The sequence below is a fragment of the Amycolatopsis sp. TNS106 genome (genome assembly GCF_019330265.1).
GTDB lineage: Bacteria > Actinomycetota > Actinomycetes > Mycobacteriales > Pseudonocardiaceae > Amycolatopsis > Amycolatopsis lurida.
Genome location: NZ_CP024972.1, coordinates 7602602 through 7629199 on the forward strand (window position 1 = coordinate 7602602; position 26598 = coordinate 7629199).

Below are 26598 nucleotides of genomic sequence, written 5' to 3' on the forward strand. Positions count from 1 at the left end.
GGTATCCTGATTCGCCTGCCGCGGCCAGGTCCCGCGGGCTAGGGTGAGCGCCGTCAACCCACACCCGGCCGACGGGAGCGACGTGACCGGTCCGTACGGATCCCCTGCCCAGCAGCCCGGACCGCCGGCCTTCGGGTATCCCGCACCACAGGCCCGGCCTTCCGCGGCGACGGCGATCATCGCCGCGGTGCTCGGCCTCGTCGGTGCCTTCGCGTCGGGCTTCATCCCGATCCGCTACTTCATCGAGCTCCCGTCGGGGTTCAGCCTCTCGAACCTGCCGGGCTTCGCGCTCGTCGAGCTGGTGCTGTACCTGCTCGCCGCGTTGTTCCTGCTGATGGGCGCGTTGACGACGTTCTTCCGCTCGTTGATCGGCGCCATCCTGCTGATCCTCGGTTCGCTGCTCGCCATCGTGGCCGTCGTGCTGGAACCGATCGCCTTCCGCGTGCCGTACCGGATCCACCTCGACATCCTGCTCCGCTTCGCGACCTTCGACGGCGTCCTCCGCCTGGCCATGGTCGTGTTCGGACTGCTCGCGCTGCTGCTGGCGGTCCTCCCGCCGACTTTCCGGTATCTGCGCTGGCGGCCCGCGCCGGTGCAGCCGTACCGGCCGCGGAACCAGTTCCCCCAGCAGGGCGGATGGTGAGCTCCGGCGTACGTCTCGGGCAAGGGATTCGACAGGGGGAGACATGACCTACCAGCAATACCCGCCGCAGGGATACCCGGCACCGGGTGCCTATCCGCCGCCGGGAACGGTGCGGCAGCCGAGCGGCGCGACCGCGATCATCGCCGGGATCCTCGCGATCCTCGGCGGGCTCTGGTTCCTCGCCGGAGTCGTGTCCCACGTCATCGAGCTGTCCCACTACGTCATTTCGTTCCTGGTGGTCGGGGCGGCGCTGGACCTCGTCAGCACGGCCTTGCTCTTGGGCGGCGGGATCATGCTGCTCCTGCGCAAGCGGGCCGGACGAGTGCTCACCGTGATCGGAGCCGCGTCCGCGATCGGGTTCGTGGCGCTGACCTTCCTGCTCCGGGCGTTCGACGCGCATTTCCACTTCTCGTACGGCGGGGTGATCCTGCACTTCGGCTTCGGCTGGCTCCTCTTCCTGGTCCTGATCCCGGCGATCGCGACCCTCGTGCTGGCGCTGGTGCCGCCGACGGCGCGCTGGCTGGCGGCCAAGCCGCAGGCAGGCGCCGTGCAGCCGCCGAACTTCGGGTACCCGCCGCCGCAGCCCGGGTACCCGCCGGCTCCCGGTGCCCAGCAGCAGGGACAGCCGCCCGGGCAGTGGTGAGTTCGATCCCAGACGATGGGATCGCGCAGGGGTGGTCGTACCCTTGACGGTATGGCCGACGATTACTCTCTGCTGGGCTTCGAGACGCGCGCGATCCACGCCGGGCAGACCCCTGATCCCCGGACCGGCGCGGTCATCGTGCCGATCTACCAGACCTCGACTTACGCGCAGGACGGCGTCGGCGGCACGCGCGAAGGCGACTACGAGTACTCCCGTACCGCGAACCCCACGCGCACCGCGCTGGAGGTCGCGCTGGCGGCGCTCGAAGGCGCGCGGCACGGTCTGGCTTACGCGTCGGGGATGGCGGCCAGCGACGTCCTGCTGCGGGCGACCCTGCGGCCCGGAGACCACCTCGTGCTCGGCAACGACGCGTACGGCGGCACGTTCCGCCTGATCGACAAGGTGCTCAGCCTGTGGGGCGTCGAGCACACGGTCGCCGACCTGGGGAACATCGACGAGGTCCGCGCGGCGATCCGGCCGGAGACGAAGCTGATCTGGTGCGAGTCGCCGACGAACCCCATGCTGGGGATCGCCGACATCGCCGCGCTGGCCGAGGTCGCGCACGGCGCCGGCGCCCGCCTGGTCGTCGACAACACCTTCGCCACCCCGTACCTGCAGAATCCGCTTTCGCTGGGTGCCGACGTCGTCCTGCACTCGACGACCAAGTACCTCGGCGGGCACTCCGACGTCGTCGGCGGCGCGATCCTGACGAACGAGGACGAACTGCGCGAGCAGCTGTTCTACCTGCGCAACGCGGCGGGCGCGGTGCCCGGACCGTTCGACGCGTGGCTGACCCTGCGCGGGATCAAGACGCTCGCGCTGCGGATGGAGCGGCACAGCGACAACGCCGAACTGATCGCCCGGATGCTGCTGAAGCACCCGAAGGTCGGGCGTGTCTACTACCCGGGCCTGCCGGAACACCCCGGCCATGAGGTCGCCTCGAAGCAGATGCGGCGCTTCGGCGGGATGATCTCGTTCACCCACGTCGACGGCGAGCAGGCCGCGCTCGACGTCGCGTCGAAGACGAAGCTGTTCATCCTCGCCGAGTCGCTGGGCGGGATCGAATCGCTCATCGAGCACCCGGGCAGGATGACCCACGCGAGCACCGCCGGATCCACCCTGGAGGTGCCGGACAACCTGCTGCGCCTGTCCGTCGGCATCGAGGACGGCAGTGACCTGGTCGACGATCTGGCCAAGGCCCTGGGCTGACCGCCGCCGAGCCCAGGGAGTGAGCAAGGGACCTTTGCTACCGCTCTCCCGAAGGGCAGGAGGGTGTGTGGGAATAGAGACGTTGAGTGTCCCTATTTCCACACACCCCTCACGTCGGGTAGCGAGACTGACCGAGCGTGCGGGTTTTGGGACGTCGGATGTCCGAAACCCCACACGGTGACCCGAGGGCGGCTGCGCGTGTGGGAGCAAGGGACCTTTGCGCCCACTCGCTTAGCCGAGCTAAGTAAGTGGGAGCAAAGGTCCCTTGCTCTATTCGCGCTGGTCAGCGCGGTGTGGTGGGAGGAAGCGCCCGGTTATGGGCGGTAGTTGCTGGGCGTGACGCCGCTCTTCGCGTCCGCTTCGTGCGAAGTACCCTTCGGCACGGCGGGCAGCTCGGAGCCGTCGACGCAGCCGCCGACGAGTTCGATGTGGTTGTCGTGCCGGATGTACTGGCCCGGATCCACGCAACCGGCGCGGTCGACCGTGTAGACGGCGGCGCCGGTCAGCAGCGCGGCCGAGGTGAGTGCCAGCACGACCGGGAGCATCCCGGCGGAACGGGTCGCCCGGACCCTGCCGATGTTCCCCCGTGCCATGTGCGCTCCCTGTTCGCCTTCGTCGCTGCCGTCAAGAGTACCCGGACCGTGACCTTGTCACGTGACGTATCCGTCAGGTGGCATCATCCGGCCGCGAATCACCGCGTCCTAAGTGGACGGTTGGCCGGTGATCGCGGCGACCGCGAGTTCGCGTTCGGGCTCTCCGACGTCGGGCAGGGTGAACCGCAACGCCCTGATGTGGCCGAGCAGTTCGGGGTCGGGCGCCACGTCGTGCTCGCGCAGGTAGTAGGCGACCGCACCCGGCCAGTACCACCGGCCGTCCGTGCGGAAGTTCAACGGCACCAGTGGTTCCCTGTCGGGATCGAAGGCGTCGGCGTCGTAGCTCCGTGACGCCAGCACGACCGGGGCGGCGTCGAGATACGCCAGCACGCGGTCCCGCTCGGCCGGGGAAAGCGGCTCACGGTTCACCACCGGGCGTCCGGACTCGTCGAGACCGTCGTAGACCCGGGGCGACTTCAGTGCCTCCGGGGTCTCGGCGAGCGGAGTCGCCACTGCAGGCTCGGCCACCGAAGGCTCGGCCGACGGCACGACGTCGAGCCCGGCGCGCTGCCGCAGCCACGGCGGGATGCTCTCCTCGGCGCGCGGGAAGAATCGCAGTTCGTCCTGGAAGCCGATCGGCGGCGGCGCCTGCCGCCACGGAGGCTCCACATCCGCGAGGAAGTCCGTACTGAGCACCGTCGCCGAACCGTAGACCAGGATCGCGCTCAGCCAGGTCCCGCGGCCGGGCTGGTACATCCCCGCCCGCAGGTTCCCCAGCAACTGCGCGGCTTCCGGACTCGGCTGTGCCGGTCGCGGCAGACCGTCCGGACCGGTGACGAGCAGGTCGATCTCGACATGTCTGCCCGCCGCCCGGTATTCGACGCGCATCTGCTGCCAGCCGGGCGGCAGCGGTGTGGCGAGGGCATGGCCGATCTGCCAGACGAGCTGCTGTTGCTGCTGGTTCAACGGCCGTGGTGGCTGGCTCATGAGCCCTCCCTCTGCATCCGCGCCGGTGTCATGCGGCCGGACGGGTGCCCTGCAGGAAGTTCGACGGCAGGTAGTCCGACTCCACTTCCACGGACATCCCGACGGACTTGGCCAGCACCGCGATGGCGAGCGGGGCGAACGCGATGAACCCGTCGGGTTCGTCGGTGAGGTCCGCGTCACTCGTCCAGTACTTCCGATGTTGTTCCAGCGCACGTACCAAGGAGACGGTGAATTTCTCCGAATCACGGCGGAGCAGGTAGTAGAACATTTCGACCGGCGGATAGACGAGCTGTGCCATGACGCGCGGCGGTGTGCTTCCCCCGGCGTCAGGGTCGGTGCCGTCCATCACGGTGTCGAAGAGCCCTGGCGTGATTTCCTGGTTCGTCAGGAAGTTCCGGATGGTCTGTACCCAGGGATAGACGTATGCGTCGTGCTCGACGCCCGAGGCCCGCAGTACCTCATCCGGGATCGCGCACAGCTGCCGGACGAGGTCGTCTTCCCGGCTGACGATCGCGAGCCAGACGGCGGACAGCCACGCGCCCGCGTTCGCGTAGGACACCGGGCCGGTGGCCTTGAACCGCGCGGGTTTCGCGACCACGGCCTCGATCTCGCCTTCGCCGACGGCCGCCGCGGTGAAGATCGCCGTCGCGGCTTGAGCCGCTGTCCGGAGATCCTCCCAGGTCTGCGCTTCCGCGGCCGCCGGGTCCAGAACGGACTCGTACTGGGTGAGCGCCAGCGCCCGGCCCAGGACGTTCTTCAGGGCGGCAGGGTCCTGCTCGACATAGTCGATGTAGAAGCTGATTTGCGGAGCGAGGACGTCGAGGAGCTTCTGGACCGCGTCCCGGTCCACCGAGTGCCTCGGCACGGTAGTCATGAGTCTCATCCCTCGTTCGGCGTCGGCGGCTTGGGCAGCGGCGACTTGTAGCCGAACCCGCCGTACGGTTTGAAATCGTATCCGAGGTTCACATGTGGGGTGACCGACTCGTCGACCTGCGCCCTGATCTCGATGTAGTCGAGCCGCTTCTCCAGTTTCGCCCGCTCCAGTGCTTCGGCGAGGACCGGATCGCTTTTCCTGGTCTTGGCGACGAGGTCGTCGTAGTAGTCCGGATGCCCTTGCCGGACAACCCGGTCCTCGGCCTTGAGGTACCGCGTGCTGGGCTTGCCGCCCGGCCCCTTCGCCTCGTGGACGACGTAGTGGGGGTCCTTGACGCCGGCGTACTTGACCTCCCAGATGTGGTCGAAATTGCCCGCACCCGGCTTGCTGCCGTCGGTCGGGTGCCGCGGGGTGATGTCGGCGCGGACCTCACCTTTCGAATCGACGATCTGGTAGCGCTGACTTCCTTCCGGAGCGTCCGGATGGGGCCGAACGTCGAACTGTTCGCCGGGAAAGGACGCGCTGAAGTCACGGTGCAGGCGGTCGCGGATGGCATGGTTCGAAGCCTCTTCGCCCAGTACCTCCGAAGCGTGGTTCTTGGCGCCGAAGGCTTTCGACCATTCGTCGGTACCTTCGGTCGTCTTGTCGAAGTCGTCCTGCTTGAGGCGCCTTTCCTCGATCTTCTCGTCGATCCGGTCGTAGTCGCGTTCACGCCAGTTCCGCGTGTCGACGTCTTCGCCCGGTGTGCGCCGGCCGGAGGTGTCCGAAGAGGTGTCGTCCTGCTGGGACGGACGCCGCGAATCCCCGTCTTGACCATCCGAACCCGAGTCCGGCTGGTTCTCCCGCTTCGGCGGGAAGTTGTCCGAACGGTCCTTGTCGAAGCCCTGGAATTCGGCGGGCGGACGTTCGCTCTTGAACCTCGGCTGGCCGTTGACCAAGTCGACCTGAGGCGGGTTCGCGTCGTAGTCGGAGTTGTTGACACTGCGGCGCGGGTTGATCCGCAGCTCGGGACCGTCCTTGCCGGGATATTCGTAGTAGTTCGCCTTGATGTACTTCTCGTCGGCGATCTTCTGCCGAGGAGTCCGGCCGTTCTCGTCCGGCTTGTCCTGCCAGCCCGGTGGGCCCTCGTCGTCGCCGTCGCCGCGGCTGCGGGCGCTGTCGGCGTCGACGTCCTGCTTGTCCGCGTGTGACGTGTCCGGGGTGAAGCCGTCGTCACTCGCCCGGCGGGCGGTGCCGTCGGGGCTGTGGACGTCCCATTCGCCGTTCGGCGGGATCTTGGGCCGGGGGCGCCCGTCGGGGCCGATCTCGTAGTCGGAAGAGAAGACGCGGCCGTTCGAGTCGGTCCACGCAGGCTTGCTCGGCGCCATCACTTCGGTGTCGAGTTCCCGCGACAGACGGCGCGCGAAGTCGTTCGAGCCGGCGTCGCAGCCGATGAGGCGGATCGGGCGGCCGTCGTAATCCCCGTTGCGCCGCAGGATGTCCGCGAACTCTTCCGGGGTGTAGGTGCGGTTGCCGATCCGGGCGTGCCCGTCCGGCGTGACGTGCACGTCGACGGTGTAGCGGCCGTCCGGATCCGCCTGGACCCGGTGCGGCAGGTCGCCCATGTCCGAGTCGCCGCGGTGGTACGAGCTGCCCGCAGGAGTGCTCTCGGAATGCCGTTGGTTGACCTCGTCCGGCGTCAGCGGACGATCCGGCTCGCCGTCGGGCCCGCGGTCGTGCGGTGTGCCGTCGGGGTGACCGTTCGGGTCCTGGCGCGGTCCGTGGCCGTCCGGCGAATGCGGCGGCCCGGAGTGCCCACCGGGGCCGCGGCCGCCCGGACCGGTGTTGCCGGGACCCGTGCCGCCGGGCCGGTTGCCGGGGCCGTGCGTGCCCGGTGAGCCGGTGTGCGGCTGGGTGCCGGGACCGAAGTCGTTGCCACGGGCGACCGGCTGCGGCTGGTTCGGCCGTCCGCCGGGACCGGTCTGGCCGGGACCGCGGCTGGGGCCGGTGTGGGTGTCGGGTGTGCGGGGGGCGTTCGTGTCCGGGGTGCGCGGAGAACCGGGCGTTCCCGTCCAGCCGCCGCCCTGCGGCCTGCCGCCGGGCGAACCCGGGGCGCCGCCGGGCGTGCCACTCGGAGCGCCTTGTGGTGGCATGCCTCCGGCGATCGGCTGGCCCTGCGGCGGGACACCGTGCGAAGCGTCGCCACCGGGACCGCCGCGCTGCGAAGGCAGGTGTGACGGGCCGGCGTCGCCGAGGCGCGGTGCCGTGGGCGCGGTGCCGCTGGTCGTCGTTCCGCTGTCGGTCGGCCGGGTGGGGCTGCCGCCGTCGTTGCCACCGTGGTGGCCGGGCGACGGGTCGGACCGGGGGGTGGGTGAGCCGCCGCCGTCACCGCCGTGTGTCCGGGGTGAGCCGCCGCCGTCGCCGGCGTGGCTGGGTGAGCCGCCGGAGTCGGTACGTGTGTGTGGTGCAGGGGAACCACTGTCGGGAGTGTGGCTGGGTGAGCCGCCGCTGTCCGCTCGTGTGTGCGGAGCGGGGGAGTTGGCGTCGGGGGTGTGGCTGGGTGAGCCGCCGCTGTCCGCCCGCGTGTGCGTGGCGGGCGATCCGCCGGTGTCCGCACGGTTCGGGCTGGGCGAGCCGCCATCGGACGTGCGGTTCGGGGTGGCGGAATCTCCCGGAGCGCCACCGTCGGACCGGGTGTGCGGCGTCGACGTATCGGAACGGGCAGTGCTGGGGGAACCCGCGCCACCGGCGGGGTTTCCGTCCGAAGTGGACTGTCCGTCGCCGGTACGGTTGGGGGATCCGCTGTCGGAGCGGGTGGGCGAGCCGCTACCGTCTCCACCACGGGTGGTGTTCGACGGGGTGTCTCCGCTGGATCCGCCGTTCGAGCCCGAACCGCTGGTGTCTCCGCCGGAGCCGTCGTTAGGACCGCTGTCGGTGTCGCCGGAGTTGCCGCCGGATCCGTCGTTCGGGCCGCTGTCGGTATCGCCCGAGTTGCCCCCGGAGTTGTCGCCGCCGGAACCGTCGCCGCTGCCGGAACCTGAGCCGTCGCCGTCCGGGCCGTCGCCGGAGCCCGAGCCGCCGCCGGTCCCACCGGATCCGCCGCCGCTGCCGCCGCGCTGGACGAACCCGCCCGGCTTGATGTTCTTGGTGTTGATCACGTCGAGGCCGGTGACCTTGCCCGCGATCTTGCCGAAGATCTTGATGATCTTCTCGAAGACGTCGACCAGTTTGCCCAGCAACGGCGAGACCCGCCGCATCGCGTCGCAGAGTTCCTTGAGCTTGTCGGCGATCTTCGCGGCCCACTTGGCGATGGCGGTGACGGCCTGCGCGACCACCACGGGGGTGCCGAAGCCCAGGGAGAACACCGTCTCCATGACCCACGCGATGAGCTTGCCGACCGCGTCCGCGATCAGCTGGCGGATGAACTCGCGGACGAACGCGACGATCTCGCCGAAGATCATCACGACGGTGCTGATCCCGCCCGCGACCGTCGCCGCGCCACTGATCGCTTCGGCCTGTTCCGCGGCCTGCTTGCGGTACTGGTCGGCCGCGTCGCCCGTCCAGCCGGACGTGCCGTTCTTGACCGCGTTCGAGAATTCGACCTGGGTGTCTTCCAGTTTCTTGGCGACGTTGCCCCAGGTTTCGGAGTACGACTGGATGACCGGCGGATCGCCGGCGACCGCGTCCAGCATGTCCTTCAGTGGCTGCATGTGTTCCATCAGGAACGACGCCACCGACGACATCAGGTAGCCGAACGGGTCGATGGCGGCGCTGGCCATTTCGCCGGCGAGGCTCAGCACACCGAGCCCGCCACCGATCCAGTCACCGTTCGAGATGCCGTTGAAGGCGTCCATGGCCGACTCGGCGACGCCGATGCCCGCCGCGTAGCCGTACTCGCTGTTCCCTGCCGTCAGCGGTCCGGGGCCGTCGCCGTCGGTCGGCGCCTTCGCGACGAGCGGGTTTCCCTCGGGCATCAGTCGGGTACCTGCACGTTCTTGAATTCGGCGGCGAAGTTCTCGTCCTGCGTCTGGTAGGCGTTCGACGCGGACCGCACGTTGTTCGCCACCGCCGTCGCGGCCTCGACGGCCTTGTTCAGCGCGTTGATGCCGAACTCCTCGACCGGGTCGAGCATCATCCGGAACGGCTGGCAGATGATGCCGTACGCGTCGGTCGGCATGCTCACCTGCTGCGCGGCGTCGACCGCCGTGCGCAGGCCGTCGGCGATGCCGTCGATCTGCTTGGCGTGCGCGTCGAGGTCGGCGCCGAGCTCATAACCCTTGCCTGCCATGGTTTCTCCCCTCTACCAGGCCGGATGGACGTCTACGAAAGGATGCTGCCGCCGAACTCGTCGTCATCGTCGTCCTGCGGGCGGCGGCGGCGCGGGATCGGCTTCGGCTGAGGTGGGTTCTGGGGCGAGTTCGCCTGCGCGGGCGGCGGCGGGGGCTCTTCCTCTTCCGGGCCGAAGCGGTGATGCCGCTCGGGTTGCGGCGGTGCGGGATTCTCCTCCGGCGGGGCTTCCGGGAAGGTGCTCTGCGCCTCGGCGATGACCCGGTTCGCCGTCTCGTCGGTGGTTCCGACCGTCTCGGCCATCGCCGCCTGCAGCAGCTCCGGGATCCGGGACTGCGCCAGCTGGACGAGGCGCATGACCTGCGAAGAGACCTCCGCCATCCGTTTGCCGCTCGCGGCTTCGGAGATGACCAGGTTCGTGAGCAGGCCCTTCGAGTCGATCGTGACCTCGATGGTGTTGTCCTTCGACCGCTCGGTCACGGTCTGGCCCTGCATGCGGGCGGCCATCGCCTGATAGCGCGCGGCGGTCTCCTGGATCTGCTTCGTCCAGTTGTCCACCATTCGTTCGCTGGCGTCGACGTTGTCCGGCATCGGGACCCTTCCAAAAGCTGCATGCTGACGTCTTCACACTGACGGTCCGAAGAAGCCTTCGGTTCCGGAGTGCTCGAAGTTTAATTCCCGTCCGGTGTACCACCCCGCGCCGACAAAGTCGGCCCCGTCACACAGCGAAAGGGCCCCTCACCACACGAAGTGCGATGAAGAGCCCTTTCACGCCTTGCGAACTGCCGGGGTCAGAGGTTGCCGCGGCGCTCCTGCTCACGCTCGATGGCCTCGAACAGGGCCTTGAAGTTGCCCTTGCCGAAGCCGAGCGAACCGTGCCGCTCGATGAGCTCGTAGAACACCGTCGGGCGGTCGCCGATCGGCTTGGTGAAGATCTGCAGCAGATAGCCGTCCTCGTCGCGGTCGACCAGGATGCGGTGCTCCTTGAGCATCTCGATCGGCACCCGGACCTCGCCGATCCGCGCGCGCAGCTCGGGGTCGTCGTAGTAGGAGTCCGGGGTGTCGAGGAACTCGACGCCCGCGGCGCGCATCGCGGTCACCGTCGCGACGATGTCGTTGGTGGCCAGCGCGATGTGCTGGCAGCCCGCGCCGCCGTAGAACTCGAGGTACTCGTCGATCTGCGACTTCTTCTTCGCGATCGCCGGCTCGTTGAGCGGGAACTTGACGCGGTGGTTGCCGTTGGAGACCACCTTGCTCATCAGCGCCGAGTACTCGGTCGCGATGTCGTCGCCGACGAACTCCGCCATGTTCACGAAGCCCATGACGCGGTGGTACCAGTCGACCCAGTAGTCCATCTTGCCGAGTTCGACGTTGCCGACGCAGTGGTCGACGGCCTGGAACAGCCGCTTCGGCGCGCCTTCCGGGCGGACGACGCTGCTTTCGCGCGGCTCGTAACCGGGCAGGTAGACGCCGGTGTACCTCGACCGGTCGATCAGCGTGTGGCGGGTCTCGCCGTAGGTCGCGATCGCGGCGATGCGCACGGTGCCGTGCTCGTCGGAGACGTCGTGCGGCTCCTCGAGGACGGTGGCGCCCTGCGAGCGGGCGTGTTCGATGCACCGGTCGACGTCGGCGACCTCGAGCGCGAGGTCGATGACGCCGTCACCGTGGCGGCGGTGGTGGTCGAGCAGCGGGGAGTCGGGCTTGACGCCGCCGGTGATCACGAAGCGGGCCGAGCCCGACTTCAGCACGAACGACTTGCGCTCGAAGTTCCCGGTCTCGGGGCCGGAGTACGCGACGAGCCGCATGCCGAAAGCGACCTGGTAGAACCACGCGGTCTGCGTGGCGTTGCCCGCGATGAACACCACCGCGTCCATCGACTTCACCGGGAAGGGGTCGGTCGAAGAATCGTGATCGACGAGGCCGACGAGCTGACGCAGCTGGTCGTAGCTCACGTCGTCAAGAGCACCCTGGGGTTCCACTGTGTGCGTCATGCCCAGAAGCATCCGAGCGCGTGACAAAATGCGCAACGGTCAAAGATTTCACTGCGCACTATGACCAGTCGGAGACCGGGTGACGCAGTCAAAGTGGACAACCTGTGTAGGAGGTAGGCCGATGTCGGAAGCCCTCGACGCGCTGGACGCGCGGCTGCTGTTGTTGCTCACCGACTCGCCCCGGCTCGGCGTGCTCGAATGCGCCCGCCGCCTCGGTGTCGCGCGGGGCACCGTGCAGGCCCGGCTGGACCGGCTGACCGAACGCGGCATCCTCGGCGGGTTCCCGCCCGAGCTCGACCTCGCGGCGATGGGGTACGGCCTCACCGCGTTCGCCGTCCTGGAGATCGCGCAGGGCCGCCGTGCCGAGGTCGCGGAGGCGCTGTCCGCGATCGACGAGGTGTGCGAGGTCTACGCGACGACCGGCCAGGGTGACCTTTTCGTGCGGATGGTGGCGCGCAACAACGACGACCTGCAGCGTGTGGTCGACGAGGTGGTCGGCGCGCCGTACGTGCGGCGGACGTCGACGTCGATCGCGTTGTCGACGCCGGTTCCGCCGCGCGTACGGCCGCTGCTGGAACGGCTGGCGCGAAGCTAGCGGCCGGGGCGCGGGCGGCTGACGTCGCGGAAGCCACTTTCGCGACGTCAGATGTCCCGAAAGTGGCTTTCGCGACACCGACGGAGCCGACCGTGAGCGCCCCCGGCTGGCGCGAAGCTAGCCGACCTGGCTCAGGTACCGCTTCGCCGACCGCTGGACCGCCTCGTGCCCGTCGGTGCGGATGATCGCGTCCCACCAGGCGCCGTAGATCGCCTCGAACTCGTACGGTTCGAGCATCTCGGCGGCGCGGCGGACGACCTCGGGACGTTCCGGGATCAGGTTCGGGTAGCTGTACATCATGCCGACGAACCGGCGGTCGGGGATGACCTGCAGGATGTCGCCCGAGAGCACCGCGCCGCGGCCGTTCTCGCCGTCCGGCCAGTGCAGCACGGTCCCGCCGGCGAAATGCACGCCGAGGTTGATCAGCCGCAGGTCGGGGGCGACGTCGAGGGTCGCGCCGCTCCACAGCTTGATCGCCGGATCCGGCCTGCCGATCCACTGCTGATCGCCCTCGTGCAGGTAGACGGGCACGTCGAAGGCGTGAGCCCACTCGACCATGGTGGTGTAGTAGTGCGGGTGGCTGATCGCGATGCCGGTGAGCCCGCCGAGATCGCGGACCTTCGCGACCAGGTCGTCGTCGATGTAGCCCGCGCAATCCCACAGGAAGTTGCCGGATCCGGCCTTGACCAGCAGGGCCCGCTCGCCGATGGCGAAGTTGGGAGTGGATCCGACCCCGATGAGGCCGGGTCCCTGCTCCTCGACGCGAGCCGTGTACGTCCCGCTCGCGCGGACGGTGTTCAGGTCGGTCCACCGTTGCCCGGCCTGCGGGATGTACTGACGTTCGTCCTCGCAGATCGGGCAGTCGGACCTGGGTTCCGCGTACTGCATGCCACAGGCGACGCAGATCGGCAGCTCGCTCATGATTCCCTCCAGAATTCTCCGGAGGTCACGCTAACGGCTCGTATGCGCGCCCGGCCATATCGGGCCGGGCGCGCGGAGTGCTCACTTGCCGGTGTACGGCACGGCCTTGACGAGCGTCACCTTCTGGATGCTGCCGTTGGGCAGTTCGTACTCGCGGGTCTCGCCCTCTTTGGCGCCGAGCAGCGCCTTGCCGAGCGGGGACTCCGGCGAGTAGACGTCCAGGTCGCCCTCGGTGCCCTCTTCACGGGTCGCCAAGAGGAAGTTCTCGTCTTCGTCGTCACCGTCGTAACGCACGGTGAGGACCTTGCCCGGTCCCGCGCTGCCGTCGTTGGCGGGCGGCTCGCCCACCTTGGCCGAGCGGAGGAGCTCCTGGAGGTGGCGGATGCGGGCCTCGTGCTGGCCCTGCTCTTCGCGGGCGGCGTGGTAACCGCCGTTCTCCTTGAGGTCGCCCTCTTCCCGGCTGTCGTTGATCTTCGCAGCGATGACCGGGCGGAGCTCGATGTAGTGGTCGAGTTCCTGCTTGAGCCTGTCGTAGGCATCCTGGGTCAGCCAGGTCACCTTTGTGTCGCTCACGGTCACCATCTCCTAGTAGGGCCTGCCAGGCTTGGGTGTACAAGCCGGCCACCGGGCCGGCATGGCGCGCCGGCCTGGCTGAGATAAAGGAAAAACACGGCCCGTCTTGGGCCGTGCCGGTAGATCAGAGTAACACGGCGCGAGGCATCGCCGCCGGTGGAATTCGGTCGCGCCTCGGCGTTGGGCGCCCGTTTCACCCCGTTGGCCGCTATGGCCTTGACAGGTACCGTGGTACATCGTATGAGCACCCGAAGATATCAGCCGTGACCGGCCTTCCGATGCTCTTGATGGTGGTTGTCACCCTGCTGTTCTTCGAACCAGGCTGAATCAGGACCTCTTTGCGGCCGCTCTCGGCGCCCGCCTTGTCGCGGACCCGGACGACGCACACACCTGGACGGTTCACGTCGTCCCTGGTCACGTTGATGGTGATCTCCATCGCGTCGCCTGGTTTCTCCTCGAACAAGACGCGTTCGCCCTCGATGGGCGCGCTGCCGAAGTTCGTGTACGCGACATAGGCGATTCCGCCGCTGACCAGCAGCGCGACCACCCCGAACACCAGGCGCCGCCAGCGGGCGGGCTTCGCGGCTCGGGTCTTGCCGTAGCGGTCCTCGGGCACGTCCGTCCGGGTGCTTTCCGCGCTGGGAGCGTCCTGTCCCGTGCTCAACCCGGGCCTCCCGGTAGGTCTCGTCGTGCTCGCAGGGACAATGGGGTCGTATGCGAGTGGTTCCCCTCGAGTATCCGCGCCCGGCCGGGCGGGCCGTCAGGCAGGGTCGCAGGGGAATAGGGAACGAGAAGGGGACGTTCGGAGCATGGTGGCAGCCAATGAACCGCCGAAGTCACGCCTCCGCCTGATGGCGGTGCACGCGCACCCCGACGACGAGTCGAGCAAGGGTGCCGCCACCATGGCCAGGTACGCCGCCGAAGGGCACGAGGTCATGGTCGTGACCTGTACCGGCGGCGAAGCGGGCAGTGTGCTGAACCCGGCCATGGACCGTCCCGAGGTAGTGGCCAACATGACCGAGATCCGCCGGGAGGAGATGGCCCGCGCGGCCAAGATCCTCGGCGTGAGCCACACCTGGCTGGGGTTCATCGACTCGGGCCTGCCCGAGGGCGACCCGCTGCCCCCGGTCCCGGAGGGCTCGTTCGCGGTCATCCCGCTCGAAGAGTCCACCGGGGCGCTGGTGAAGGTCATCCGCGAGTTCCGCCCGCACGTGATCGTCACCTACGACGAGAACGGCGGTTACCCGCACCCCGACCACATCCGCACGCACGAGATCTCGGTCGCGGCCTTCGACGCCGCCGGCGAGAAGGAGCGCTACCCGGACGCGGGCGAGCCGTGGCAGCCGATGAAGCTGTACTACGTGCACGGGTTCTCGCGCGCCAGGATGACGGTGTTCCACGAGGCCCTGCTCGCGCGCGGCCTGGAGTCGCCGTACGAGGAGTGGCTCAAGTCGTGGGACCCGGAGAAGGCCGACGTCATGGAGCGGGTGACCACCCGCGTCGAATGCGGCGACTACTTCGAGCAGCGTGACGAGGCACTCAAGGCGCACGCCACCCAGATCGACCCGAACAGCCGCTGGTTCGCCGTCCCGCGCGACCTGCAGCGCGAGGTCTGGCCGACCGAGGAGTACGAGCTGGTCCGCTCACTGGTGGACAGCACCCTGCCGGAGGACGATCTGTTCGCCGGCTTGAAGGAGGGCCGATGAGTTTCGTGGTGCCGGCGTTCGCCGTCGTTCCGGTGACGGTGTCGTCGCAGTTCCTGGCGCAGCAGCCCGGAAACGGCGACAACGGCGGCCAAGGTGAGGACTTCGGCAAGTCGTCGCCGGTGGGTTTCCTGATCCTGATCCTGTTCCTGATCGCCGTCGCGCTGCTGGTGCGGTCGATGACCAAGCACCTGAAGCGGCTGCCGGAGAGCTTCGACGAGCCCGCCGCCGCTTCCGCGGAGGTCCCGGAGGCCGCCGAAGAGAAGGCGGATGCCGAGGAGCCGGTCGCGAAGACGGAGAAACCGAGCGCCAAGTCCGACTGACGCTCGTGAGTGGTAAGGACGATTAGAACCGTCCTTACCACTCACGAGCCGAAGCGCGTCAGAGGCGCGGGTCGACCGGATCCGACTCCAGCGCCAGCACGGCGAACACGCACTCGTGCACCCGCCACAGCGCTTCCCCGCGCCCCAGCCGCTCCAGCGCCTCCAGCCCCAGCGCGTACTCGCGCAGCGCCAGCGCCCGCTTCCGGTTGAGACCCCGCTTGCGAAGGCGCGAGAGGTTCTCCGGCAGCGTGTAGTCGGGCCCGTAGATGATCCGCAGGTACTCCCGCCCGCGCACCTTCACTCCCGGCTGCACCAGCCCACGCGCGCCCCGCGTCAGGTTCGCCGCCGGTTTGACGACCATGCCCTCGCCGCCCGCGCCGGTCAGGTCCAGCCACCAGTCGATGCCGCGCGCCACCGACGCCGGGTCGGTGGTGTCGACGGCCAGTGTCCGTGTGCGGGTGAAGAGATCGCCGGTGAGCCGGTCCAGCAGCGAAAGGTGCCATTCGTGCGGCCGGTCGTGGTGCGTGTGTCCCTCCGACGCCAGGATCTGGAACGGCGCCAGCCGGACGCCGTCGAGGCCGTTTGTCGGCCAGCAGTAACGACGGTACGCCTGCCGATACGCGTCCACAGTGGACTCACGAGTCCGGGTGCGAGACAAGAGCTCCGACACGTCGACCCCGCGAGCGGCGGCCGCGTCCAGTGCGGCGACGGCGGCGGGCAGCACGGCTTGGGCCGCCGCGCCGACGGCCGCGTACTGACCCGAGATCAGCGACCCCGCTTTCGCGCTCCACGGCAGCAACTCCGTGTCGAGCAGCAGCCAGCCGGTGTCCAGCTCGTCGAACAGCTCCGCCGCCGCTTCCCGCACGCCGGCGAGCAGCCGCGCGTTCTGCTCCGGGGTGAAGAACGGTCGCCCGGTGCGGGTGTACACCGCGCCCGGCCCCTGGATCCCGAACCGTGCGGGAGCCACGTCGTCGTCGCGGCACACGAGCACGACGGCACGCGAGCCCATGTGCTTCTCTTCGCACAGGACGTGGTCGACACCCGCCGCGCGGAACTCGGCGAAAGCCTCCTCGGGATGTTCGAGGTAGCCGTCCGCGTCGGACGTCGAACACGGCGCCATGGTCGGCGGCAGGTACGGCAGCCAGCGCGGGTCGACGGCGAAGCGGCTCATCACCTCGAGTGCCGCCGCCGACTGTTCGGCGGAGACGCCGACCCGGCCGTGGTGCCGGGTCTCGACGATCCGCTTGCCGGTGACGTCGCCGAGCTCCAGCACCGCGGGCTCGCGTCCGCCCAGCGGCCGCGACGGTTCGAGCGGACGTGACGGCTCGTACCAGACCTTCTTCGCCTTCACCGACACGACTTCCCGCTCCGGGTAACGCAAAGCGGTCAGCTTGCCGCCGAAGACGCAGCCCGTGTCGAGGCACATGGTCCCGTTGATCCACTCCGGTTCCAGGGTCGGCGTGTGTCCATAGAGGACCATCGCCTTGCCGCGGTAGTCGCGTGCCCACGGCAGCCGCACCGGCAAACCGTATTCGTCGGTCTCGCCGGTGGTGTCGCCGTACAGCGCGGTGCTGCGCACCCGGCCGGACGCGCGCCCGTGGAACTTCTCGGGCAGGCCGGCGTGCGCGACGACGAGCTTGCCGCCATCCAGGACGTAGTGCGCGATGAGCCCTTCGCAGAAGGCGTGCGCCTTGGCGCGGAAGTCCTCGTCCTGCGCGGAAAGCTGTTCCAGCGACTCCGCGAGGCCGTGTGTCGTCTTGACGTTGCGCCCGTTCAGCGCGCGGACCAGTTTCTGCTCGTGGTTCCCGCAGACGACCAGCGCGCTGCCCGCCTCGGCCATCGCCAACACGCGGCGCAGTACGCCGGGTGTGTCGGGGCCGCGGTCAACGAGGTCGCCGACGAACACCGCGGTCCGGCCCTCCGGGTGCACGCCGTCGACGTAACCCAGTTCGGCGAGCAGTTCGTCCAGTTCCTCTCGGCAGCCGTGGACGTCACCGATCACGTCGAACGGTCCGGTCAGGTCGCGCCGGTCGTTGCGCAGCGGCTCGACGACGATCTCCGCTTCGGCGACCTCGGCCTCGCTCCGCAACAGGTGCACGCGACGGAAACCCTCGCGCTCCAACGACTTCAGCGAACGGTGCAGTTCACCGCGCTGACGCCGGACGACGTGCTCGCCGAAATCGCGGTCCGGCCTGGCCTCGTTGCGTTCCTGGCAGACCTTCACGGGCAGATCCAGCACGATCGCCGTCGGCAGGACGTCGTACTCCTTCGCCAGCTTCAGCAGGCTCGCCCGTGACGCGCGCTGGACGTTCGTCGCGTCGATCACCGTGACCCGGCCCGCTTCGAGTCGCTTCGCCGCGACGTAATGAAGCACGTCGAAAGCGGCGGCCGAAGCGCTCTGGTCGTTCTCGTCGTCGGCCACCAGGCCGCGGAAGTAGTCGCTGGACAGTACTTGGGTCGGCGCGAAATGCGTCCGCGCGAAGGTCGACTTGCCGGAGCCGGAGGCCCCGACGAGCACGACGAGGGACATGTCGGGAATGGTCAGTTTCATGCCACGGCCTCCTTTCGAGACGTGAAGACCGCCATCTGGGTCGGCGGTCCTGATTCCTGGGACTCCTGTCCCACCGGCAGGTGGCGGACGTCGTAACCCTGTCGTGCCGCGACGCCCTCGGCCCACGAGCGGAATTGCTCGCGGGTCCACTCGAAACGGTGGTCCGCGTGCCGGAACCGGCCTTCTCCGAGGAATTCGAAGTGCCGGTTGTACTCGGCGTTCGGTGTCGTGACGAGCACGGTCCGCGGCGCGGCGACTCCGAACACTGCGTGCTCCAGCGCGGGCAGGCGCTCCTCGTCGACGTGCTCGATCACCTCCATCAGCACGGCTGCGTCGTATCCGGCCAGCGACGGATCCGCATAAGTCAGCGCGGACTGCTTCAGGGTGATCCGTGTCTTGTCCTTCAGTCGCTTTTCGGCGATGTCGAGCGCGCTCGCGGACACGTCGACACCGACGATCTCGGTGAACGACGGCTCCTTCTGGAGCACACGCAGCAGTGCGCCACCGCCGCAACCGAGGTCGAGGACGCGCCGCGCACCCGCCGCCCGGAGCGCCGCGAGCACACTGCCCTGACGCTGGACGGCCAGCGGTTCGGGCCGGTCCGGCAGCTCGGTGACCCGGGCTTCGGCCTCGGCGGGCACATCGTCCGTTTCCGCCAGCCGGGCGAGCGCGTACGAGACGATCGGGCGGCGTCGTTCGAGATACCGGTTGGTGATCAGGTCCCGTTCCGGGTGCTCCGCGAGCCAGCCTTCACCGACTCGCAGCAACTTGTCGGCTTCGTCCTGGCCGATCCAGTAGTGCTTGTCGCCGTCGAGGGCGGGCAGCAGGACGTATAGATGCCGCAACGCGTCGACAACCCGCTGGGTCCCGGTCAGCCGGAGATCGACGTAGCGCGAATCGCCCCACTGCGGGAATTCGGGATCGAGTGGGATGGCCTTCGCTTCGACGTGCCAGCCGAGGGGCTCGAACAGCTTGTGGACGACCTCCGCGCCGCCGCGCGCGGTCAGCGACGGGACGCGGATCTCCAGCGGGAACCGCTCGTCGACCAGCTCCGGCCGGTTCGCGCATCGGCCCGCCAGCGCCGTCGTGAAGACCGCCCGCAGCGCCACCGCCAGATACGAGCCGCCCGCGTACGGCCGGTCGTTGACGTACTGGGTCAACGACGTCCCACCGCCGCGCACCAGCTCGACCGGGTCGATCTCGGCCAGCAGCGCGACGGTGCAGCGCTCGTCGGACGCCTCGGGATAGAAGACGTGCGCGTTCCCGGCCGAGAGCGTGAAGGATTGCGCCTTCTCCGGATGCTTGTGCAGGAGAAAGCCGAGGTCGGTGGCCGGGTTCCGGGTGGTCGTCATGGTCAGGAGCACCGGATGAGTGTCGCGCAGACGGCCGTTCTGCGCCCCCGCTTTTCCCCGTGCGACCCTGGTGACATGTCGAACCGCCTGAAGGCCGCGACCAGTCCGTACCTGCTGCAGCACGCCGACAACCCGGTGGACTGGTGGCCATGGGGTGAGGAAGCGCTGGCCGAGGCGAAACGGCGGAACGTGCCGATCCTGCTTTCGGTCGGCTACGCGGCCTGTCACTGGTGTCACGTCATGGCGCACGAGTCCTTCGAGGACGAGGCCACCGCCACACTGATGAACGCGCACTTCCTCAACATCAAGGTGGATCGCGAGGAGCGTCCGGACATCGACTCGGTGTACATGGCGGCGACCCAGGCGATGACCGGCCAGGGCGGCTGGCCGATGACGTGTTTCCTGACGCCGGAGGGCGAGCCGTTCCATTGCGGCACTTACTATCCGCCGTCGCCGCGGCCGGGGATGCCGTCCTTCTCGCAGTTGCTCGTCGCGGTCGCCGAAGCCTGGGGTGAACGCCCGGACGAATTGCGTTCCGGTGCCCGGCAGATCATCGCCCACCTCACCGAGAAGAGCGGGCCGCTGCCGGAGTCCGTTGTGGACGGTGCCGCGCTGGATTCCGCGGTCGCCACGCTGCGCAAGGAGTACGACACCGGGAACGGCGGATTCGGGGGAGCGCCGAAGTTCCCGCCGACGATGGCGTTGAACTTCCTGCTGCGTCACCACGAGCGCACCGGCTGCGGCCTCGACATGGTCGAGCACACGGCCGAGGCCATGGCGCTGGGCGGGCTGAACGACCAGCTCGCGGGTGGCTTCGCGCGCTACTCGGTCGACGCCGGCTGGGAAGTGCCGCATTTCGAGAAGATGTTGTACGACAACGGTCTGCTGCTGAGGTTCTACGCGCACTTCCACGGCGTGACCGGGTACGAGTACGCGCGGCGGACGGTCGAGGAGACCGCGGAGTTCCTGCTCCGCGACCTTGGCACGCCCGAAGGCGGTTTCGCCGCGTCGCTCGACGCGGACACCGACGGCGTCGAGGGGCTGACCTACGTCTGGACGCCCGCGCAACTGGCCGAAGTGCTCGGCGAGGAGGACGGCGCCTGGGCGGCCGAGCTGTTCCAGGTGACGCAACGGGGGAACTTCGAGCACGGTGCTTCGACCCTGCGGCTGCGGGAGCCGCATCCCGAGGACGAACTGCGCTACGAGCGGGTTCGTCGTGCCCTGCTGACGGCGCGAAACGAGCGTCCGCAGCCCGCCCGTGACGACAAGGTCATCGCCGCGTGGAACGGGCTCGCGATCGGCGCGCTCGCCAAGGCCGGTGCGCGATTGAACCGTCCACAGTGGATCGGTGCGGCGGCCCGTGCGGCGGCTTTCCTGATGGGCGCTCATTTCGTGGACGGACGGCTCCGCCGGACTTCACGCGGCGGCGTCGTCGGCACGACGGCCGGGGTGCTGGAGGACTACGCGTGCCTCGCCGAGGGCCTGCTCGAACTCCACCAGGCGACCGGCGAGCCGCGCTGGCTCACCGACGCGCTCGCCTTGCTGGACCTCGCCTTGGCCCACTTCGGCATCCCGGAAGCGACGGGGGCCTACTACGACACGGCCGACGACGCGGAAGTCCTGGTGCAGCGGCCCTCCGACCCGACCGACAACGCGAGCCCGTCAGGGGCTTCGGCGCTGGCGAACGCCTTGCTGACCGCGTCCGTGCTGGCTGGGCACGACCGGGTGGGCCGCTACCGCGAGGCCGCGGAGCAGGCCATGGCGCGCGCGGGACGGCTCGCCGCCCACGCGCCGCGGTTCGCCGGGCACTGGCTCACCGTCGCCGAAGCAGCCGCCGCCGGCCCGGTTCAGGTGGCCGTCGTCGGGCCGGATGCGGCGTCTCGCGCGGATCTGCTGGCCACCGCCCTCGCTTCGTCGCCGGACGGCGCCGTCGTCGTGAGCGGTGCCCCGGACGCCGAAGGACTGCCGCTGCTGGCCGATCGGCCGCTGGTCGACGGTGCCGCCGCCGCGTACGTGTGCCGTGGGTACGTTTGCGAGCGGCCCGTCACCACCGCGGAGGACCTGCGTTCTCAGCTCACCAGTCCCACGCCATAGGGGCGAAGCCGCCGCCGCCGGTCTGCGGTGCGCCGACCGGCTTCACCGCGACCTGCGGCTTCGGCTTGGCCGGAGCGGGCTTGGCCTTCGTCGGAGTGGCCGGAGCGGGCTTGCTCTTCGTCGGCGTGGCCGGTTTGGTGCTGGTCGTCGGCTTGGGGGTGGTACTGCCCGGCGGCGTGCCGATCACGGTGAAGGTGAGCGTCTCCCCCTTCCTGCCGTCGTTGCAGGTGAAGTTCGCCGTGTACTTGCCAGGTGTCGTCACCGCTTTGCCGTAGCCACGGTGCCCACCCCACATTCCCGCGGCCTTCCAGTCGATCGGCGCGGCGAAACCGGCCGAGGTGGCCGGAGTCGCCGGCGTGCAACCGCCCTGAGCGCTCTTCGTCTCGATAGCCAGGTCTCCGCCGGGCTCGACCTCCACCGGCCAGATACCCCAGAAGACTTCGGTGGCCGCCGTCGCCGGGGCGACCAGGGTGAGCTGGGTGGCGCCGAGCAGAAGCGCGCCGATCATGGCTTTCTTGAACATTTCCGTTCCTTCCCCATCTGTCCTGCTGGAGTACGCGTGCGCTGGTCTTTCGGTTGCCCTGGGGTTCGCTGGGGGAGAACAAGCCTGACTCTTGTGTGAAACGCGCGTAGCTTCGGTAGCGTTGTAATCATGTAATCGCGGAGGCGAGCATGCACACCTACTTCAGGACGGCGAGGCAGATGGGACGTGGAGGCTGGAAGGGCCGGGGCGGCTGGCAGCAGGCGGACATCCCGTCGGCGGACGACGCGGCCGCGTGGTTCGGCGGACGGCTTCCGGAGGGCTGGTTCACCGGAGATCCCGAGGTCACGGTGGACCGCGAAGAGATCGTGATCGTCGGCGAACTCCAGCCGCTCGCCGGTGAGTACGCCGACGACGCCGCCCGTGCGGCGGCCGAAGACGGCCGGATCAGCCGGTTCCGTGAGGAGACCCGCGACGAGCGCATCGAGATCGCGCGCCAGGCCGAGCACCGGTATCAGCGCAAGATCGCCTGGGGCGCGAGCCTCGGCGGCACGAGGCACCTGTTCACCACGCATTCGGCGCCGGTCATGACCAGGCTGCGGCAGCCGGAACGCCTGGTCCTCGACACCCTCGTCGACGCCGGCGTCGCGCGGTCGCGGTCGGAGGCACTCGCCTGGGCGGTCCGGCTGGTCGGGGAACACGCGGACGCCTGGCTCGCCGAGCTCCGGGAGGCGATGACCAAGGTGGACGATCTCCGCTCACAGGGACCGGACCTTTCCTGAGGCCGGGGTTCGCCCTTAAAGTCGGGATTCCGCCGTCTTCACCGAAGTCCTCTTGCGAAAGAAGGCGTCATGGACGGCAGATTCTCCCGGCGTTGGCTCATCAAGGGCGGTCTCGTGGTGGCCGCGAGCCCGCTGCTCGCGCCCACCGCCTCGGCGGCCCCGGTCCTCCCGTGGCCGGCGGCCAACGACATCGTCGCGCGGACGAAACGCCCGGTCTTCCCGGACCGAAGGTTCTCGATCCTCGATTTCGGCGCCAAGGGTGACGGTGAAACCGACAACACCGTCGCGATCAAGAAGGCGATCGACGCGGCCAACGCGCGCGGCGGCGGACACGTCGTCGTGCCGAAAGGGACCTTCGTCACCGGCGCCGTGTACCTCAAGAGCAACGTGGACCTGCATCTTTCGGCGGGCGCGGTGCTCGCGTTCGGTTCCGACGCCTCGAAGTTCCCGAACGTGCTCACCCGTTACGAGGGCATCGAATGCGTGAACCGGTCGCCGATGATCTACGCGTACCGGGAATCCAACATCGCGGTGACCGGGAAGGGCACGCTCGACGCGGCGGGCACGGCGTCCTGGAACAAGGGCAAGGACCGTGAGTACCTGGAAGCGCTGGTGGCCGAAGGGATCCCGCCGGAGAAGCGGATCGTCCCCGGCTCCGGGCACACCATGCGGTCCACGTTCGTCGAGCCGTACTCGTGCGACACCGTGCTCATCCAGGGGATCACGCTGAAGAACCCGATGTTCTGGCAGCTGCATCCCACGCTCTGCCGGAACGTCACGATCGACGGTGTCCGCACGGACGCGAGCACCGCGCGCTCCAACACCGACGCCTGCGATCCGGAGTCGTGCGACCATGTGGTGATCGTGAACTCCCACCTCGGGGCGCACGACGACAACGTCGCGCTCAAAGCCGGCCGGGACGACGACGGGCGCAGGGTCGGCGTGCCGTGCCGGAACATCGTCGTCGCGAAGTGCGTGATGGACGGGAACTGGGGCGCGATCACCTGCGGCAGCGAGCAGACCGGCGGCATCCGCGACGTCTACGCGTACGACCTCACCGTCACCGGCGAGACGAAATACGGGCTGTACGTCAAGTCGAACACCTTGCGCGGCGGGTTCACCGAGAACGTCAACCTCCACGGTGTCTCCGGCACGTTCGTCCGCTCGGTCGCGTACGTCCTGCCGGACTACAACGGACAGACCGGCGCGTACGTCCCCCGGTTCGGGCCGTTCACCATCAGCCACTCGACGAGCACGAGATGCGGGCAAGCGGCGTTCAACGTCCGTGGGTTGCCGAACTCACACGTTCGGGGGCTGCGGGTGAGCGAGTGCCGCTTCGACGGCGTCGCGAACACGGAAAACGTCCTGGAACACGTCGATGACCTGCGCTTCGAGAACACGACGATCAACGGGCGACCGGTCTGATTCGTGCTGCGCCCCCCGATGCGGTGCGGCAGGCTGAGCGCAGACCGCACCGCATCGGAGGAATCGTGGACACACCAGGACTTCCCGCGAAGATCGACCCGGACGCGCTGACCACCGTCCTCGATGGACGGTGGGCCGGGCTCCGCCGCGCGGTGCGTGCCCAGATGGCGGCGGAGGACTTCGAAGACCCGGTCGACGTCGACACCGAAACCCATCGCGCCCAGGTGCTCGAATGGCTGCGGCTGCTCGCCCGCACCGACCGGCCGGGGCTCGGCTTCGACCCGGCGTACGGCGGTGGCGGCGACGTCGGCGGCGCGTTGACGTCGTTCGAGATGCTGGGCTTCGGCGACCTCTCGCTGATGGTGAAGGCCGGCGTCCAATGGGGCCTGTTCGGCGGCGCGGTGCAGCTGCTCGGCACCGAACGCCACCACGAGCGCCACCTGCGGAAGATCATGGACCTGGAGCTGCTGGGCTGTTTCGCGATGACCGAGCACGGCCACGGCTCGGACGTCCAGCACCTGCGCACCACCGCGACCTACGACCCGGCGACGCGCGAATTCGTCGTGCACACGCCGGACCGGGGCGCGACGAAGGAGTACATCGGCAACGCCGCCCGCGACGGCGAACTCGCGGTGGTGTTCGCGCAGCTGATCACCGGCGGTGAGTCACGCGGCGTGCACGCGTTCCTGGTGCCGATCCGCGGCGAGAACGCGACCGGTGTCGAGATCGAGGACTGCGGCCGCAAGGCGGGTCTCAACGGCGTCGACAACGGGCGGCTCACCTTCACCCAGGTGAGGGTTCCGCGCGAGGCGCTGCTCAACCGGTTCGGTGACGTCGCCGAGGACGGCACGTACAGCAGCCCGATCGAAAGCGACGGCCGCCGGTTCTTCACGATGCTCGGAACGCTCATCCGCGGCCGGGTCAGTGTCGCGGGCAGCGCCGGCAGCGCGACGAAGCGCGCGCTCGCGCTGGCCATCCGCTACGGCGAGCAGCGGCGCCAGTTCGCGCGGCCGGACGGCGAGGAGGTCGTGATCCTCGACTACCGCGCCCACCAGCGGAAACTGCTGCCCGCGCTGGCGACGTCGTACGCACTGCACTTCGCGCAGGAAGCACTCGTCTCGAAGCTGAACGACCTCGCCCAGAACGCGCCGGAGGAAGAGCAGCGAGAGCTGGAATCGCGCGCCGCCGGCGTCAAGGCCGTCTCGACCTGGCACGCGACCGCGACCATCCAGGCCGCCCGCGAGGCGTGCGGCGGCTCCGGCTATCTCTCGGAGAACCTGCTCGCCGGGCTGAAAGCGGACACGGACGTCTTCACCACCTTCGAGGGTGACAACACCGTGTTGCTGCAACTGGTCGCGAAGGGGTTGCTGACCAGCTACAAGGATCATTTCGAGGACCTCAGCCCGCTCGCGACCGCGCGGTTCGTGGCGGAGCAGCTCGTCGAGGCCGTGATCGAACGGACTTCCGCGCGCAAGGTCGTCGAGCGGCTCACCGAAGCCGACGATGGTGACGTCCTCTATTCGCGTGAATGGCACCTGAAGCTGTTCGAAGACCGTGAAGAGCACGTACTCGGCGGCGTCGCGCAGCGCCTGCGTAAGGCGGGCTCGGACCCCTTCGGTGTCTTTAACGACGCCCAGGACCACGTGCTGCGTGCCGGGCGCGCGCACGTCGACCGGGTGGTGCTGGAAGCGTTCGTCGACGCCATCGAGCGCTGCGCCGACGCTGACGCCCGTGAGCTGCTGGAGCGGGTCTGCGATCTCTACGCGCTCGCGAACATCGAGGCCGACCGGGGCTGGTTCCTCGAACACGGGCGCCTGACCTCCGGGCGTTCGAAGGCCGTCACCGCCGCGGTGAACGCGCTGTGCGCCGACCTGCGGCCGCACGCGCGCACTCTCGTCGACGCCTTCGCCATCCCCGAGCGGTACCTGGCGGCTCCGATGCTGCGGGACTGACCGCGTCAACCGATGTCGAGAGCCGTTCCATAGAGTTTGTCGGCTTTGAGGGTGATGTAGAGCCTTCGCTCGGCCGCGATGGTCTCGAGGAACTCGGCCTCGTCGTCGGGCTTTTGCCGCTGCGCCGCCAGATAGGCGAGGCCTGCCGCGTCGCCGGGTGTCCGCGTGACTTCGGAGAGTTCCGCTTTCCCTTCCACGACGGCGAACTTCCAGTGGTCGGCGCTGGAGACGTAGAGGGAGGCGGTGGGGTTGTTGCGGAGCTGCTTGACCTTCAAGCGGTCTTCGGTCGTGCTCACCCGGATCTCGCGGCTCTCGGGATCCCACGTGTAGACGACGGTGGAGAGATGCGGGCGGCCGTCGCGCTTGAGGGTCGCGAGGGCGCCGAAGGCGTGCTCGGAGAGGAAGTCGCTGAGGGCCGCGTCGTCGAGGCGGCGGGGCGGTGCGTTCTTGGCCATGGGGTGATCATGGCTCCCCGGCCGAGGCGCCGGAAGAAGGCACTTTCTTGTGCCAGAGGGAACACTCGTGTGTCCGTCCTGGTCACGTCGATGCCGCACTCGTGTGATGAGAGGCGTGACACTCGTGTTCGGAGACGTAACTCGCGTGATCAGGCGCGCCACACGTGAGTTACGTGTCCGATCAC

The 26598-nt window shown here is 68.9% G+C and carries 24 protein-coding genes; 10 read left to right on the forward strand and 14 right to left on the reverse strand.

What is annotated here, in order from left to right:
* Positions 1 to 82: 82 nt before the first annotated feature.
* The 3 genes from CVV72_RS35155 to CVV72_RS35165 are packed head-to-tail and all read left to right on the forward strand — an operon-like array spanning position 83 to position 2495.
* Entirely contained in the window at positions 83 to 643 is a 561-nt protein-coding gene (locus CVV72_RS35155; RefSeq protein ID WP_219148395.1) for a hypothetical protein, read from the forward strand.
* A 43-nt stretch (positions 644 to 686) separates the two neighbouring features.
* Positions 687 to 1286: a hypothetical protein gene (locus CVV72_RS35160; RefSeq protein ID WP_219148397.1), complete on the forward strand. Its 600-nt coding sequence runs from the start codon at positions 687 to 689 to the stop codon at positions 1284 to 1286.
* A 51-nt stretch (positions 1287 to 1337) separates the two neighbouring features.
* Positions 1338 to 2495 (forward strand): cystathionine gamma-synthase, encoded by a 1158-nt coding sequence (locus tag CVV72_RS35165; RefSeq protein WP_219148398.1) that lies wholly within the window; start codon positions 1338 to 1340, stop codon positions 2493 to 2495.
* Between the two features lie 314 nt (positions 2496 to 2809).
* On the opposite strand, the gene CVV72_RS35170 is transcribed toward CVV72_RS35165, so the two are convergent.
* From CVV72_RS35170 to hppD, 7 genes are all read right to left on the reverse strand, one after another.
* Complete coding sequence (locus CVV72_RS35170) at positions 2810 to 3088, reverse strand: hypothetical protein (protein WP_126736407.1); 279 nt, start codon at positions 3086 to 3088, stop codon at positions 2810 to 2812.
* Between the two features lie 108 nt (positions 3089 to 3196).
* Complete coding sequence (locus CVV72_RS35175) at positions 3197 to 4075, reverse strand: ferredoxin (protein ID WP_219148399.1); 879 nt, start codon at positions 4073 to 4075, stop codon at positions 3197 to 3199.
* Between the two features lie 28 nt (positions 4076 to 4103).
* Positions 4104 to 4949: an immunity 49 family protein gene (locus CVV72_RS35180; RefSeq protein ID WP_219148400.1), complete on the reverse strand. Its 846-nt coding sequence runs from the start codon at positions 4947 to 4949 to the stop codon at positions 4104 to 4106.
* Positions 4950 to 4954: 5 nt separating this feature from the next.
* The gene (locus CVV72_RS35185) at positions 4955 to 8902 is read right to left on the reverse strand and encodes a hypothetical protein (RefSeq protein WP_255632364.1); all 3948 of its coding nucleotides are present in this window, start codon (positions 8900 to 8902) and stop codon (positions 4955 to 4957) included.
* Positions 8902 to 9216 (reverse strand): type VII secretion target, encoded by a 315-nt coding sequence (locus CVV72_RS35190; RefSeq protein WP_219148401.1) that lies wholly within the window; start codon positions 9214 to 9216, stop codon positions 8902 to 8904. Before CVV72_RS35190 ends, CVV72_RS35185 begins: the two co-directional genes overlap by 1 nt.
* A 32-nt stretch (positions 9217 to 9248) precedes the next feature.
* Positions 9249 to 9806: a YbaB/EbfC family nucleoid-associated protein gene (locus CVV72_RS35195; protein WP_219148402.1), complete on the reverse strand. Its 558-nt coding sequence runs from the start codon at positions 9804 to 9806 to the stop codon at positions 9249 to 9251.
* A 200-nt stretch (positions 9807 to 10006) separates the two neighbouring features.
* Positions 10007 to 11206: a 4-hydroxyphenylpyruvate dioxygenase gene (gene hppD, locus CVV72_RS35200; RefSeq protein WP_219148403.1), complete on the reverse strand. Its 1200-nt coding sequence runs from the start codon at positions 11204 to 11206 to the stop codon at positions 10007 to 10009.
* A 121-nt stretch (positions 11207 to 11327) separates the two neighbouring features.
* Here hppD and CVV72_RS35205 point away from each other — a divergent pair, with 121 nt between their 5' ends.
* Positions 11328 to 11801, forward strand: coding sequence for an Lrp/AsnC family transcriptional regulator (locus tag CVV72_RS35205; RefSeq protein ID WP_034305441.1), 474 nt, complete (start codon positions 11328 to 11330; stop codon positions 11799 to 11801).
* A 117-nt stretch (positions 11802 to 11918) separates the two neighbouring features.
* Here the strand turns inward: CVV72_RS35205 and CVV72_RS35210 are convergent, their stop codons facing one another.
* The 3 genes from CVV72_RS35210 to CVV72_RS35220 form a co-directional block, all read right to left on the reverse strand.
* On the reverse strand, positions 11919 to 12722 hold the full coding sequence (locus CVV72_RS35210) for an MBL fold metallo-hydrolase (RefSeq protein WP_219148405.1): 804 nt from the start codon (positions 12720 to 12722) through the stop codon (positions 11919 to 11921).
* Between the two features lie 81 nt (positions 12723 to 12803).
* The gene (gene greA / locus CVV72_RS35215; RefSeq protein WP_016337198.1) at positions 12804 to 13304 is read right to left on the reverse strand and encodes a transcription elongation factor GreA; all 501 of its coding nucleotides are present in this window, start codon (positions 13302 to 13304) and stop codon (positions 12804 to 12806) included.
* Positions 13305 to 13503: 199 nt separating this feature from the next.
* Positions 13504 to 13959, reverse strand: coding sequence for a DUF4307 domain-containing protein (locus CVV72_RS35220; protein ID WP_219148407.1), 456 nt, complete (start codon positions 13957 to 13959; stop codon positions 13504 to 13506).
* A 145-nt stretch (positions 13960 to 14104) separates the two neighbouring features.
* Between CVV72_RS35220 and mca the strand changes: the two genes are divergently transcribed.
* Both mca and CVV72_RS35230 read left to right on the forward strand, forming a co-directional pair.
* Positions 14105 to 15001 (forward strand): mycothiol conjugate amidase Mca, encoded by an 897-nt coding sequence (gene mca / locus CVV72_RS35225; RefSeq protein ID WP_219148408.1) that lies wholly within the window; start codon positions 14105 to 14107, stop codon positions 14999 to 15001.
* On the forward strand, positions 14998 to 15321 hold the full coding sequence (locus tag CVV72_RS35230) for a hypothetical protein (protein ID WP_219148410.1): 324 nt from the start codon (positions 14998 to 15000) through the stop codon (positions 15319 to 15321). Before mca ends, CVV72_RS35230 begins: the two co-directional genes overlap by 4 nt.
* Before the next feature lie 58 nt (positions 15322 to 15379).
* Here CVV72_RS35230 and CVV72_RS35235 read toward each other — a convergent pair whose 3' ends face one another.
* A complete protein-coding gene (locus CVV72_RS35235) occupies positions 15380 to 17872 on the reverse strand; it encodes a polynucleotide kinase-phosphatase (protein WP_219148412.1) in 2493 nt (830 codons plus the stop codon).
* Positions 17869 to 19236, reverse strand: coding sequence for a 3' terminal RNA ribose 2'-O-methyltransferase Hen1 (locus CVV72_RS35240; RefSeq protein ID WP_219148414.1), 1368 nt, complete (start codon positions 19234 to 19236; stop codon positions 17869 to 17871). The genes CVV72_RS35235 and CVV72_RS35240 overlap by 4 nt, the downstream gene beginning before the upstream one ends.
* Before the next feature lie 63 nt (positions 19237 to 19299).
* Between CVV72_RS35240 and CVV72_RS35245 the strand changes: the two genes are divergently transcribed.
* A complete protein-coding gene (locus CVV72_RS35245) occupies positions 19300 to 21318 on the forward strand; it encodes a thioredoxin domain-containing protein (RefSeq protein WP_219148416.1) in 2019 nt (672 codons plus the stop codon).
* Here the strand turns inward: CVV72_RS35245 and CVV72_RS35250 are convergent.
* Positions 21299 to 21841 (reverse strand): hypothetical protein, encoded by a 543-nt coding sequence (locus CVV72_RS35250; protein WP_219148418.1) that lies wholly within the window; start codon positions 21839 to 21841, stop codon positions 21299 to 21301. The genes CVV72_RS35245 and CVV72_RS35250 overlap by 20 nt on opposite strands.
* Positions 21842 to 22020: 179 nt before the next feature.
* Between CVV72_RS35250 and CVV72_RS35255 the strand changes: the two genes are divergently transcribed.
* The 3 genes from CVV72_RS35255 (at position 22021) to CVV72_RS35265 (ending at position 25958) form a co-directional block, all read left to right on the forward strand.
* Positions 22021 to 22581, forward strand: a complete 561-nt coding sequence (locus tag CVV72_RS35255) for a hypothetical protein (protein WP_219154336.1) — start codon at positions 22021 to 22023, stop codon at positions 22579 to 22581.
* A 69-nt stretch (positions 22582 to 22650) separates the two neighbouring features.
* A complete protein-coding gene (locus CVV72_RS35260; protein ID WP_219148421.1) occupies positions 22651 to 24006 on the forward strand; it encodes a glycoside hydrolase family 28 protein in 1356 nt (451 codons plus the stop codon).
* A gap of 65 nt (positions 24007 to 24071) precedes the next feature.
* On the forward strand, positions 24072 to 25958 hold the full coding sequence (locus CVV72_RS35265; RefSeq protein ID WP_219148423.1) for an acyl-CoA dehydrogenase: 1887 nt from the start codon (positions 24072 to 24074) through the stop codon (positions 25956 to 25958).
* 5 nt (positions 25959 to 25963) lie between these two features.
* On the opposite strand, the gene CVV72_RS35270 is transcribed toward CVV72_RS35265, so the two are convergent.
* Positions 25964 to 26413, reverse strand: a complete 450-nt coding sequence (locus CVV72_RS35270) for a TIGR03618 family F420-dependent PPOX class oxidoreductase (RefSeq protein ID WP_219148425.1) — start codon at positions 26411 to 26413, stop codon at positions 25964 to 25966.
* Between the last annotated feature and the right edge of the window lie 185 nt (positions 26414 to 26598).